Origin of the sequence: Modicisalibacter luteus DSM 23508 (assembly GCF_000378505.1) — a bacterium.
Classification (GTDB): Bacteria; Pseudomonadota; Gammaproteobacteria; order Pseudomonadales; family Halomonadaceae; genus Modicisalibacter; species Modicisalibacter luteus.
The window spans coordinates 172,714-185,403 of sequence record NZ_KB899996.1; the positions used below are offsets into that span (position 1 = coordinate 172,714).

The window sequence follows — 12,690 nt, forward strand, 5'->3', positions numbered from 1 at the left end:
TAGTGCCTTCGACGACACCTGCCGTGATATTAAATATCACATAATTTGATTTATTGTTAGAAACTAACATATTCTGCTTTCTAGGCAAGCCATTCGCTTCCACGCCTCTCAGACCAGGAGATAGTGGTGACCCAGGACATCGACATTCTCTCGCGCATTACCAATGATTTTGCCGGGCTGCGCGACGCCGAAAAGAAGGTCGCCGAGTTGATCTTTGCCGATATCGATTTCGTCAGCGAGGCCAGTATCAACGCAATTGCCGAGCGCGCCGAGGTCAGTGAGGCCAGTGTGACTCGATTCGCCCGCGCCGTCGGCTGCGACAATGTGCGTGACCTCAAGCTGAGGCTGGCTCGTTCGCTAGCTGCCGGGCGGCGTTTTATCCAGGACGCCGGCGAGGTCAACGGTCTCCATGCCGTCTACGACATCGCTTGCCAGACCCTCTCGCTCAATCGTGAGCTGATGGAAAAGGCCGACGTGTCCACCGCCGTGGAGCTGCTCGATGGCGCCCGCCAGATTCTCGTCTTCGGTGCCGGCGGCGGCTCGACCATGCTCGCTCAGGAGCTGCAGTTTCGACTGGTACGGCTAGGCTACGCTATCAGTGCCTATCCACAATCGTTGTTGCCCCGCATGGTCGCTTCGACACTGGATCACGACGATGTGATCGTGGCCCTGTCGGTGAGTGGTTACACCCCCGAAACGGTCGATGCCGCGCTCATAGCGCGTCAGTACGGCGCTCGCGTGGTGGCGATCACCGCTCATGGATCGCCGCTGGCCGATGCCGCCAACGTGGTGTTGCCTGTGGCTGCCCGAGAAACCGACTTCATCTATCACCCCTCGGCCTCGCGCTACGCCATGCTTGCAGCCATCGATGTGCTGGCGCTGGAGTTGGCCCTGCGTCATCAGGATCGCTCCCGCGCCAAGCTGCGTCGGCTCAAGATTACCCTCGACGCTCACCGCGGTGGCGGCGACCGCCAGCCGTTGGGAGACTGACATGACGTATGACACCCTGATTCGAGGCGCCACCGTTATTGATGGTACCGGCGCTGCCCCATTCTGCGCCGATGTGGCGATTCGCGGAGAACGCATCGTCGCCATGGGCGACCTGGCCGACAGCGACGCTGAGACGCTCATCGACGGTGACGGCCTTTGCCTGGCTCCCGGTTTCATCGATGTGCACACGCACGACGACACCAACGTCATTCGCACCCCCGAGATGCTCCCCAAGCTGTCACAGGGCGTGACCACGGTAATCGTCGGCAATTGCGGAATCAGCGCCAGCCCGGTGGCCCTAAGCGGTGACGTGCCCGACCCGATGAACCTTCTGGGGCGCGCCGAAGACTTCCGCTATCCCACGTTCGAAGCCTACGCCACCGCCGTAGATGCAGCCCGGCCTGCGGTCAATGTTGCCGCCCTGGTCGGACATACCAGCCTGCGCAGCCAGGCCATGGGCGACTTCGCTCGTCCCGCCAGCCATGCCGAGATAATGAAGATGCGTGAGGCATTACGCGAGTCGCTCGATGCCGGCGCGCTGGGGCTGAGTACAGGCCTTGCCTACCGCAACGCTTTTCATGCGCCCGACACCGAAATCCACTCACTGGTCGTTGAGGTGGGTGACGCCGGTGGAGTCTATACCACGCACCTGCGTGACGAATTCGCCGGTCTGCACGAGGCGATGGAAGAAGCCTTCGCCACGGCCCGTCATGGCCGGGCGCCATTGGTTATCTCGCATCTCAAGTGCGCGGGTGCCGGCAATTGGGGAGGCGCACCACAAGCACTGAGCAAGCTCGAAACAGCGGCGCGCGATCACCGCGTGCACTGCGATTGTTACCCCTACACTGCCGGCTCGTCGACGCTGGACCTTGGCCAGGTCACTGACGAGGTCGCGATCTTCATCACTTGGTCGGATTCACACCCCGACATGGCACAGCGCGAGTTGCGCGACATCGCCGAGGAATGGGAAGTGACCCTGTTGGAAGCCGCCCGGCGCTTGCAACCGGCCGGCGCGGTCTACCACAACATGAGCGAGGACGATATGCGTCGCATACTCGCTCACCCACTGGCGATGATCGGCTCCGACGGGTTGCCCAACGACCCGCATCCTCACCCTCGGTTATGGGGTGCATTTCCTCGAGTCCTGGCCCATTACAGCCGTGACCTGCAGCTAGTGCCGCTGACCGAGGCCGTTCGCAAGATGACCGGTCTGTCCGCGGCGCAGTTCGGACTGGAAGACCGTGGCGTGGTCCGTGAAGGAGCCTACGCCGATCTGACCCTGTTCGATCTTGCCCGCCTTGCGGATATCGCCGACTACACCCATCCCATTGCCGCAGCCCAAGGCATCGTCATGGTAATGGTCAACGGTGTGGTCGGCTACCGGGAGGGTGCGCCCACCGGGCAACGTGCCGGACAGCTATTGCGCCGTTATCAGCGGCTCTCACCGCTACCCATACCCCCACAGACAAAGGAGACAACCCCATGAGTATTCAGCGCTACGGCACGGAAGGTGGCATCGGCACCGGTGGCCAGAAACTGCCCTTCGCCCGAGCCACCGAGGCCGGGGGATGGTTATTCGTGTCCGGGCAGACACCGATGCGAGACGGTGAAGTCGTCGAGGGCGGCATCGTCGAACAGACACGGCTAGCCTTCGACAACTGTCTGGCGATCATGCACGAGGCCGGATATGGCGTCGAAGATGTGGTTCACGTCACCGCCGTGCTCACCGACGCCCGCTACTTCGCCTCGTTCAACAAGGTCTTCTCCGAGGTCTTCGGCGGGCACCCACCGGCGCGCATCTGCAGCGTTCAGGACTTGGTGGTCGACTGCAAGGTCGAGGTCGACGTCAAGTGCTATCGCGCCGACCGCGCCTAAGCACGATCGCAGAACCCATCACAGCCTAAGGGCGGCAACCCGCGGGTAATACCACAGGCAACAAAAAGGCGTCGAGGCCCGGCAAGGCCTCGACGCCACTCGCTACAGCGGTAAACACGTTTCTACCACTGCCTCGGTCGCGGCAACGACCGAGCCAACAAGTATAAGAGGCCTGTATGAACAGTCACATCTTTCTCGGTACCTTCTTTGTCTACATCGCGTTGATGATCGGCTTCGGCTGGTGGGTGTCCCGCCATAGCCGAGGCACCGGCGATGATTTCCTCCTGGGTGGGCGTAGCGTGCCGTTGTTTCTGACCATCGGCACCACGGTGGCCACCATGGTCGGCACCGGCTCGAGCATGGGTGCGGTGGGGTTCGGCTACAGCAACGGTTGGGCTGGCGCACTCTACGGCATCGGCGGTGCCGTCGGTGTACTGTTGCTGGCGATATGCTTCGCGCCGGTGCGCCGACTTCGCTTCATGACCATGAGCGAGGAGTTGTCCTACTACGTCGGGGCCAACCGCATCGTGCGCAATATCGTCGCCGTGCTTATTTATCTTGCCTGCATTGGCTGGCTGGGCGCACACATCCTCGGTGGTGGGCTGTATCTGGCCTGGATGGCCGATATCGACCCCAACCTGGCCAAGATCATCGTGGCGCTCGGCTTCGGCGTCTACTGTGTCATCGGTGGCTATATGGCAGTCGTATGGACCGATACCATCCAGGCCGTCGTGCTGTTCTTCGGCTTCTTCCTGATGGCAGGACTGGCACTGGTCGAGGTAGGTGGTTTCGACGGACTGACTGCCGGCATGGACATTGCGGCAACCGGCTTTCTAGGCATCGACAAGATCGGTGGCCTGCCGGCACTCTCGCTGGCCACGGTGATTGCTGTTGGCGTGCTGGCCACACCATCGTTCCGCCAACGCATCTACTCCGGCAAGTCGGTGGGGTCGGTACGCCGTTCGTTTCTGATCACCGGCGCGTTGTATCTGGCGTTCTCGATCGTTCCCGCCATTATTGGCATGGCCACGCACGCGCTCAACCCTGACCTCGACAACAGCAACTTCGCCTTCCCTTTCCTGGCTACCGAGATACTTCCCTTGGGCCTGGGCCTGTTACTGTTAGTCGCCGGCCTATCAGCCACCATGTCGAGTGCCAGCTCGGATGCCTTGGCCGGGGTCTCGACACTGATCCGGGATCTCTATGTGCTGGCTACCGGGCGTACGCCCTCGGCACGTCACGTCGTGCTCTACTCACGCTTGGCCTTGATCGCCACCATCGGACTGGCCTTGCTGTTCGCCCTGACGTCCGACAACGTCATCAGTTATATCACCAAGATGATCTCTACCGTACTCGCTGGCATGTTCGTATGTGGCATTCTGGGGCGCTTTTGGCCACGTTATAACTGGCAGGGAGCGGTGGCCACGTTGGTCGGCGCTTCGATTACCTCGCTGCTGGTAATCGCCAACGCCTCATGGAGCGCTTTCTGGGGCAACCCTAGTATTCCTGCCGTGCTTGTCGCCACTCTCGGTGGTGTCGTAGTGAGCCTGATCACGCCGGCTTCTCGCGTCAGCAACGACGAGGCCTTGGCGAGGCTGAATCAGGAGCGCGAAAGAATGGAGCATGCGATAGCGCCCGTCTTGGCGCCAGGTCCCTCTTCGCTTACCTGAAAAAACGTAGCTTTAATAGTATTTAGCCGCCTCGACTAAAGTGATAGCCAAGGCGGCAATTTACTCAATTAAACAAAACAAAACTCGAGTTTGAAAACTATTTATTTGATTTCACCTCGATCACCAACCTAAGTTTAAATTATCTGTTGAACGAGGAGACATTTCTCACCATCAGTAACAGGCAAATGATTGCGTTTAAGGAACGACCGTTATTGCCTCTTATCGTTATCTGCATCAAGGAGGTAAGCATGAAACGCAACTGGATCCACGGTATCGGCGGCACCCTCGTTGTTTTTTCCCTGCTAAGTGCCGGTGGCGTGCTCGCTCAGGAGAATAACGGCTTCAGTGACTGGGACTCCGACGGTAACGGCACTATCAACAACGAAGAGTGGGATGCCGGATTCGACGATGAAGGCGTCTTCGATAGCTGGGATGCCAACGACGATAACATGCTCGATGATCAGGAGTATGGCGAAGGCATTTTTAACATCTACGACAGGGATGGCAACGGCGACCTGTCCGAAGACGAGTACGGCGACTTCAACGATGACGCCGGTGACGAAGGTTTCTGGGACGTATAATACGTCTCGATATCAAAACTCGATGAAGCGGGGATACGCTCTCCCGCTTCTTGCGTTTCTTCGGTTATCAGGGTGATTACCATGTCGCGGACTCGGAAAAAAACTGCTGTATTGGCTATTTCTATAATGGCTGGTTTCTATTTAACGCCAACATTTGCTCAAGAAAACAATAATCAAGCTAATGAGCAAGAGCAAAACAGTTCATCAGAAAAACAAGCACAGAGTACGTCAGCACAGAAAAAGCAGGGCAATGTTCGCCCTATCGGCGAGTGGAATTATCAGAAGCTCTACCAGAGCGGGGGCATTCGTGCCGACCGATTACTGGATGCGAATGTGCTCAGTGACAGTGGCGATGAGATCGGTAGCGTCGAGAATGCCATTCTCAATCAGGACAACCGCATTATTGCCCTCATTGCCCAGGTCGGAGGCATGTGGGACATCGGCGATACCCACGTTGCGATTCCCTGGGAGAAAGTGGCGTTGACCGATAATGGTGTTCAAGTGCCCATCCGTGAGGACAATGTCGATGACTATGGCTTGTTCGATGAATCGTATGTCATCAAGCAGGACTTGGATCAGGCCACTCAGGTGGAAGATGATGTAATGACCGGGCCACAAACCTGGAAAGTGACCGATCTGCTCAACGATTACGCAAGCATTGATGACGGGGAAGGCTATGGCTATGTCTCCAACGCGCTGTTTTCCAAGCAGGGCGTGTTGCAGGCGCTAGTCATCGATCCGTCGGAGAAGCGTTATGGCAAGGGTCCCTACGCTTATCCTTTCTACGGCTATGAGCAGGGCTGGCACCCCGGTTCCAGCTCGTACCAGATTTCATACTCCTCGGAAGAAGCCAAGCAATTGCCAACATTCGACTACACGAAGTACCGCAGCCTCTGGAACTGACCGGCAACAAAGGCCCGGCGAACGACATGATTGCCGGGCCTGCCGTTGACACTCAGCTCAGTGACACGCGCATTTCCAGTGGATACTCCTCACAGTTGTTTCCGAGTCCGCCTCGATCAACGACGAGAAACTCCCCTTCGCGATCGAGCACCGACTGGATAGCGTGCCAGGTGCCTGCACGATAGTTCACGCCCTGGCGTCCGTCGGTGATGAATGCTCTCACGTCTGTCGGGTCGATCGTGTCGCCGGGCGGCGCAACCACGATCAAAAAGCGCTCCTCATGAAGCGGCATGAAGGCCTGGCTGCCCTGTGGGTGGCGTTCGAGAAACTCGAGGGTCAGTGGCACCTCGACCGGCTGGCTGACGAAGATGCTGATCAGCGTATGTGCCTCATCTCCCAGCGTCTCGACCTTGGCCAGGTCGTGGTAGCGTCGAGTGCGCCCGGCATTGATGGGAAAATAGTCGGCCGTGCGTGCATCGATGACATCGCCGAACGGCGCGAAGGCCTCCGGCGTCAGCGGCTGTGCGGTGAGCTCCAGCATGCGTTTCTCCTCAGCGCCCACGGTAAGCCGACGAGGCATTGAGCTTCATGTGGCGGTTTACGTCTTTATACAGCAGGTAGCGGAACGGCCCGGGACCTCCGGCATAGCAAGCCTGCGGGCAGAAGGCTCGCAGCCACATGTAGTCGCCCGCCTCGACCTCGACCCAGTCCTGATTGAGGTGATAAACGGCTTTGCCTTCCAGCACGTAGAGACCGTGCTCCATGACATGCGTCTCGTCGAAGGGGATCACTCCGCCGGGCTGGAAGGTGACGACGGTCACGTGCATATCGTAACGCAGATCCGTCGGGTCGACGAAGCGGGTCGTCGCCCATACGCCCTCGGTTTCCGGCATCGGCGTCGGCGCGATGTCGTTCTCGTTGGTGACAAAGGCCTCCGGCACCTCAATGCCCTCGACGAATTCGTAGGCCTTGCGGATCCAGTGGAAGCGCACCACCTCATTACCGGCATTCCTGACCTGCCAGTTGCAGCCCGGCGGTAGAAATGCATAGCCGCCCGGCTGCATCACATAACGCTCGCCCTCAAGGGTCAGGGTCAGTTCACCCTCCACCACGAACAGCACACCCTCGGCGCCGCTGTCCAGTTCCGGCCGGTCGCTGCCCCCGCCGGGCAAGACTTCCATGATGTATTGCGAGAAGGTCTCGGAGAATCCCGACATGGGACGCGACAGCACCCACAGCCGAGTGCCTTCCCAGAACGGCAGGTAACTGGTCACGATGTCGCGCAGTACGCCCTTGGGAATGATCGCGTAGGCTTCGGTGAAAACCGCCCGGTCCGACAGCATCTGGGTCTGTGGCGGCAGGCCGCCCTTGGGGGAGTAATAGGTTCGTTGAGCCATTGATCAACCTTGTTTGTTTGAATCCAGATCGAGCCTTGTCTCAACCCTGCCAGGGATGATGCTCCGCCCAATGACGGGCGATGTCCACGCGGCGCGTGACCCAGACCCGATCGTGGGATTCGATGTGGTCGAGGAAGCGCTGTAGACCACGGAATCGTCCGGGGCGGCCAATCAGGCGGCAATGCAAGCCGATCGAGAGCATCTTCGGCGAGTCCTCGCCTTCGGCATACAGCACGTCGAAGGCATCGCGCAGGTAGGTAAAGAAATGCTCGCCGGTATTGAAGCCCTGCGGCGTGGCGAAGCGCATGTCGTTGGTGTCCAGGGTGTAAGGCACCACCAGGTGGGTATGCGTCTCGCCCTGACTGTCCTGTTCACGCGTCCAGAACGGCAGGTCGTCGCCATAGTAGTCGCTGTCGTACAGGAAGCTGCCTTGATCGAGAACCAGGCGGCGTGTGTTGGGGCTGTCTCGCCCGGTATACCAGCCCAGTGGCTTTTCGCCATAGAGCGCTTGGAAGATCTCGATGGCACGCTGCATGTGGTCGCGTTCGACGTTCTCCGGTATCCCCTGGTAATGCAGCCATCGCCAGCCGTGACAGGCGATCTCGTGACCAAGCTCCTTGAACGCCTGCGCGACCTCGGGGTTACGCTCGAGTGCCATGGCGACACCAAAGACCGTTAACGGCAGTCCACGCCGTTCGAATTCATTGAGGATGCGCCAGACGCCGGCTCGTGAGCCATACTCGTAGATCGATTCCATACTCAAGTGGCGCTCGGGGTAGGCCTCGGCACCAACGATCTCGGACAGGAATTTTTCGGAATGACTGTCACCATGCAGAACACAGTTCTCGCCGCCCTCCTCGTAATTGAGCACGAACTGAACGGCAATACGAGCCCGCCCGGGCCAGTTGGCCTGGGGCGGCGTACGACCATAGCCGATCAGATCGCGGGGATAACCGGAGTCTCTTCCTGACGTCATGGCAGGGTTCCTTTTGTTGTCATCAGCATCGCGGAGTGAAAGGACACTCAGTGCAGCATGGCAATTTATGTATACAAACAAAAACTAGCCTGTATTCACAATGACTACAAGCCCAGGGTGGCCTGAGCCAGGCAAGGTCTTCCCCCCAGCTTTACCCCCTTGCATGACTGCCATTGCCCGCCTATTCGTGAACCCACCCCCCTGCCGATGCCTGAAACTGAACGACTGATGTATACAATAAATTAAATATAAAGACGACTCTAAGTGGCGACAACCAAGCGATTCTCATGGCCTGGACTGTCTACATTCTCTGACTCAGTTAGCAAATCCCCACCAAGCTACTGTTTATACACGTGAATATAAAACTCGCCTGGTAATATCACAATGGCTTGCACCAGCCATGGCCTTGGCCTATTTTGTGTACAAGAAAGTTATTTTATCGTGAACAAAACAGTTTTTCTGCCAAGGACCTTTCGATGCACCTCCGTGTCATCAATCCCAACACCACAGCGGGCATGACCCGCAAGATCGGCGACGCGGCCAGCCGTATCGCCGCGCCGGGCACGCAAATCAGCGCTACCAACCCGGCCAGCGGTCCGGTCTCCATCGAAAGTCACTTCGATGAAGCGGTCAGTGCCGTGGGGGTCGCCGACGAGATTCGCGCCGGTGAGCGCGAGCGGGTGGATGCCTACATCATTGCCTGTTTCGGGGACCCGGGCCTGCTCGCTGCACGGGAGCTGACCCGCGCACCGGTGATCGGAATCGCCGAAGCGGCGTTCCACATGGCCACGTTGATCAGCACGCGCTTTTCCATCGTCACCACGCTGGGCCGCACCGGCATCATTGCCGAGCACCTGCTGCAAAGCTACGGCTTCACCCATCACTGCCGTCGGGTGCGTGCTGCCGAGATACCGGTGCTTGATCTGGAAGATAACGGCGCTTCCGCCCTGGACCGGGTGATCGCCGAGTGTCGACGTGCCCGCGACGAGGACGGTATCGGCGCCATCGTGCTGGGCTGTGGCGGCATGGCTGATCTGACCGAAGAAATAGGCGAGGCCGTGGGGCTACCTATCGTTGAAGGCGTCACTGCGGCAGTCAAACTGGCCGAAGCGTTGGTCGGGCTGGGGTTGGGTACCAGCAAGTACGGTGACCTGGCCTTCCCGCGCCCCAAGCCATTCATTGGAGAGTTCGAACGCTTTTCGCACCTGAAAAACGACTGAGGTCGCCCGCGCGACCCACAAGAATAACGACATGCAGCACGCCGCAAGACCATTCATCGGCCCTGGCCGATGAATGACAACAACAATCTGGATAGCCATCCCTTGCGAGGTAACTATCATGCATGACCAACCCCTTCCTCCCCGGGCGGTGCCGGGCCAGCCTGCTATAACACCACAGCCCGCTGCCACCAAGGCGGCCGGCGAAGAGTCGCTGGCACCTCAGAAAACCCGCATCATGGGCCGTTTTTCCTACCTGCTGGCGTGGTTCGGTGGGTGTGTCTCGATCGGCACTTTCACCATGGGCTCGAGCGTGGTCGGCACGCTCAACCTGCTGCAGGCAACTCTGGCCATTGCCATCGGCTGCTTCGTGATCGGCATAGCGCTGACACTCAATGGCGCGGCCGGCTACAAGTACGGCATACCTTTTATGGTCCAGGCACGCAGCGCGTTCGGCTTCAGCGGAACGCGTTTTCCCGGTCTGGTTCGCGCAGTACCGGCGATCGTCTGGTACGGCTTCCAGAGTTGGATCGGTGCCGGCGCCCTGAACATGGTCTCGGCCACACTGTTCGGCTTCGACAACCTGGTGTTCTACTTCATCGCCTTTCAGTTTCTACAGATCGGCCTGTCAGTATTGGGCTTTCAGGGCATCAAGTGGCTGGAAAACATCGGCAGTGGCTTCATTCTCTGTTCGCTGGTCTACATGTTCTACAGCACCGTCGAGCGCTACGGCAGCGAGCTGTCCGCCAGCCTTTTGACCATGGAAGGCAGCTGGGGGCTGCCGTTCTGGGGCGCTACCATGCTGTTCCTGGGCATCTATAGCACCATGATGCTCAATGTCAGCGACTATTCCCGCGAACTCAAGCACGGCAGCGGCCCGGGCTTGCTGACCACGCTGTACTCCATGTCGATTCTGCCGTGCACCCTGTTCATGGGCCTGATCGGCTACATGGTGTCGGAAGCGACCGGCGTGGCCGACCCCATCCAGGTGTTTGCCAATGCCGTCAACAATACACCGCTACTGATGACGACCCTGCTGTTCATCGCCTTCGCTCAGGTCACTACCAACGTGCTCAACAACGTGGTGCCGCCAACCTACGTGTTGATGGATGCCTTCAAGCTGAAGTACCGCACCGCCTCGGTCATCGTCGGTCTACTGGCGTTCGCCACCTTCCCGTGGGAGCTGGTCAAGGACGAGTCGGCGGCCGGCCTGCAGCTGTTCGTTCAGACCTATTCGGCCTTCCTCGGCCCGATCTTCGCCGTGCTGGTGGTGGACTATTACCTGATCCGTCGGCGCACGCTGGATGTCGACAAGCTTTATGACGAGACCGGCCCTTACCGGGGCGTGAATTATGCGGCGATCATCGCCTCGCTGACCGGTGCCGCAGTAGCGCTGAGCGTGTCATCGGTTTCCTGGTACGCCAGCCTGATCCCCGCGGGGCTGACCTACCTGCTGCTGATGCGTTACTGGGCGCCCTGCCGGCGCTTCCTGCAGTAAGGCTTTCTGCCTCGCCCCCGTTCGCCCCGTTCGCCCGCTGGCGAACGGGGCGTTTCACCAAGAACAACGAGTAAACGATATGTCCGACAACGATCTGGCGATTCGCAACATCGACCCGGCGCTGTACAACGCCGACCTCGCCCCGCTCAAACCCCAGGACAGAAGCTGGGGCGCCTTCGAAATCTTCAACGTCTGGTCCAACGACATCCAGAGCCTGTTCGGCTATACCCTGGCGGCGTCGCTGTTTCTCAGTTACGGCCTGAACGGTTGGGCGGTGATGGCGGCCATCATCCTGGCCGGCGTGGTGGTGATGTTCCTGGTCAATCTCTCGGGGCGGCCCAGTGTGAAATATGGCATTCCCTTCCCGGTCCTGGTTCGCGCCAGCATGGGAGTGAAGGGCGCCAACCTACCGGCGATGCTGCGCGCCATCATCGGTATCTTCTGGTACGGCGTGCAGACCTATTTCGCCTCGACCGCCGTGGCGCTGCTGATTACCGCCCTGTTCGGCGGCGGCGAAGGCGCCACCTTCCTCGGCCTGTCGGGGGTGGCATGGCTCTCCTTCGCCATCGTCTGGGTGTTCCAGCTGGCGATCTTCTGGCAGGGTATCGAACCCATCAAGCGTTTCCTCAACTGGGCCGGCCCGCTGGTCTACGCGGTCATGCTGGTGCTGATGGGCGTCGTCTGGTATCAGGCCGGCGATGAGCTGATTCCTGCCATCGGCAGCATTTTCCAGGGCAGTGGTACGGAGGGTGGCGGCATCGGCGCCTTCCTGGCCATCGTCGGCACCATGATCGCCTACTTCGCCGCCGTGGTGATCAACTTCGGCGACTTCAGCCGCTTCGTAACCAGCGAACGCCAGATGAAGCTCGGCAATCTGCTGGGCCTGCCGCTGAACGTGGCGTTCTTCTCATTTATCGCACTAATCATCACGGCAGGGACGATCGTGCTGTTCGGTGAAGCGCTGACCAACCCCGCGGACATTGTCGAGCGGGTCGATTCCCTGCCGCTGACCATCATTGCCGCCCTGACCTTTTTCGCGGCAACGGTGGGCATCAATCTGGTGGCCAACTTCATTCCTCCGGCCTACGACCTGGCCAACCTGTTCCCGAGCAGAATCAGCTTCCGCGTCGGCGGTTTGATCACGGCAATCCTCGCCTTCTTCATCGGTGGCCTGTGGGTCGCGGTAATCAGCCAGATCGGCATTCCCGGCTTCGTCAACGCCATCGGCGCTATCATCGCGCCCTTCTACGGCATCATCGTCGCCGACTATTATCTGGTGAAGCGTCAGCATCTCGACATGGAGCAGTTGTTCTCCTCCGACCCCGAGGGGGCCTATCACTACACCAATGGCTGGAATCGCAAGGCCCTCGCCGCCTTCGGCATGGCTGCCGTGTTCTCGCTGGCCACAGTGCTGGTGCCAGCGCTAGGCAGCCTGGGTGGCTATGCCTGGCTGATCGACGCCGCCCTGGGCGGGCTGTTCTATTATGGGCTGATGCGCCAGGACGCCACTGCCTTGGCCGGCACGCCTGCCCCGGCCCCCAAGGACCACGCCTGAAACGACATCGCCCCGGCGTGTGCCGGGG

General features: G+C 59.6%; 12 protein-coding genes. 9 read left to right on the forward strand and 3 right to left on the reverse strand.

What is annotated here, in order from left to right:
- Window positions 1–126: 126 nt before the first annotated feature.
- The 6 genes from F568_RS0113170 (at window position 127) to F568_RS0113195 (ending at window position 6,019) form a co-directional block, all read left to right on the forward strand.
- A complete protein-coding gene (locus tag F568_RS0113170; RefSeq protein ID WP_019019206.1) occupies window positions 127–990 on the forward strand; it encodes a MurR/RpiR family transcriptional regulator in 864 nt (287 codons plus the stop codon).
- A 1-nt stretch (window position 991) separates the two neighbouring features.
- Window positions 992–2,476 carry an N-acyl-D-amino-acid deacylase family protein gene (locus tag F568_RS0113175; RefSeq protein WP_019019207.1) on the forward strand — a complete coding sequence of 495 codons (1,485 nt, stop codon included), beginning with the start codon at window positions 992–994 and terminating at the stop codon, window positions 2,474–2,476.
- Window positions 2,473–2,865, forward strand: a complete 393-nt coding sequence (locus F568_RS0113180; RefSeq protein WP_019019208.1) for a RidA family protein — start codon at window positions 2,473–2,475, stop codon at window positions 2,863–2,865. The genes F568_RS0113175 and F568_RS0113180 overlap by 4 nt, the downstream gene beginning before the upstream one ends.
- A 176-nt stretch (window positions 2,866–3,041) precedes the next feature.
- Window positions 3,042–4,535: a sodium:solute symporter family protein gene (locus tag F568_RS0113185; RefSeq protein WP_019019209.1), complete on the forward strand. Its 1,494-nt coding sequence runs from the start codon at window positions 3,042–3,044 to the stop codon at window positions 4,533–4,535.
- Between the two features lie 248 nt (window positions 4,536–4,783).
- Complete coding sequence (locus tag F568_RS0113190; protein ID WP_019019210.1) at window positions 4,784–5,116, forward strand: EF-hand domain-containing protein; 333 nt, start codon at window positions 4,784–4,786, stop codon at window positions 5,114–5,116.
- Window positions 5,117–5,197: 81 nt separating this feature from the next.
- Complete coding sequence (locus F568_RS0113195) at window positions 5,198–6,019, forward strand: PRC-barrel domain-containing protein (protein ID WP_156817438.1); 822 nt, start codon at window positions 5,198–5,200, stop codon at window positions 6,017–6,019.
- A 52-nt stretch (window positions 6,020–6,071) separates the two neighbouring features.
- Here the strand turns inward: F568_RS0113195 and F568_RS0113200 are convergent, their stop codons facing one another.
- The 3 genes from F568_RS0113200 to puuE are packed head-to-tail and all read right to left on the reverse strand — an operon-like array spanning window position 6,072 to window position 8,392.
- On the reverse strand, window positions 6,072–6,560 hold the full coding sequence (locus F568_RS0113200; protein WP_019019212.1) for an ureidoglycolate lyase: 489 nt from the start codon (window positions 6,558–6,560) through the stop codon (window positions 6,072–6,074).
- A 10-nt stretch (window positions 6,561–6,570) separates the two neighbouring features.
- Window positions 6,571–7,416: a bifunctional allantoicase/(S)-ureidoglycine aminohydrolase gene (locus tag F568_RS0113205; protein WP_019019213.1), complete on the reverse strand. Its 846-nt coding sequence runs from the start codon at window positions 7,414–7,416 to the stop codon at window positions 6,571–6,573.
- A gap of 40 nt (window positions 7,417–7,456) precedes the next feature.
- On the reverse strand, window positions 7,457–8,392 hold the full coding sequence (gene puuE, locus F568_RS0113210) for an allantoinase PuuE (RefSeq protein WP_019019214.1): 936 nt from the start codon (window positions 8,390–8,392) through the stop codon (window positions 7,457–7,459).
- A gap of 476 nt (window positions 8,393–8,868) precedes the next feature.
- Between puuE and F568_RS0113215 the strand changes: the two genes are divergently transcribed.
- The 3 genes from F568_RS0113215 (at window position 8,869) to F568_RS0113225 (ending at window position 12,662) form a co-directional block, all read left to right on the forward strand.
- Entirely contained in the window at window positions 8,869–9,612 is a 744-nt protein-coding gene (locus F568_RS0113215; RefSeq protein WP_019019215.1) for an aspartate/glutamate racemase family protein, read from the forward strand.
- 118 nt (window positions 9,613–9,730) lie between these two features.
- Window positions 9,731–11,107: an NCS1 family transporter gene (locus F568_RS0113220; protein WP_019019216.1), complete on the forward strand. Its 1,377-nt coding sequence runs from the start codon at window positions 9,731–9,733 to the stop codon at window positions 11,105–11,107.
- A gap of 79 nt (window positions 11,108–11,186) precedes the next feature.
- Window positions 11,187–12,662: an NCS1 family nucleobase:cation symporter-1 gene (locus tag F568_RS0113225; RefSeq protein WP_019019217.1), complete on the forward strand. Its 1,476-nt coding sequence runs from the start codon at window positions 11,187–11,189 to the stop codon at window positions 12,660–12,662.
- Window positions 12,663–12,690: the final 28 nt, after the last annotated feature.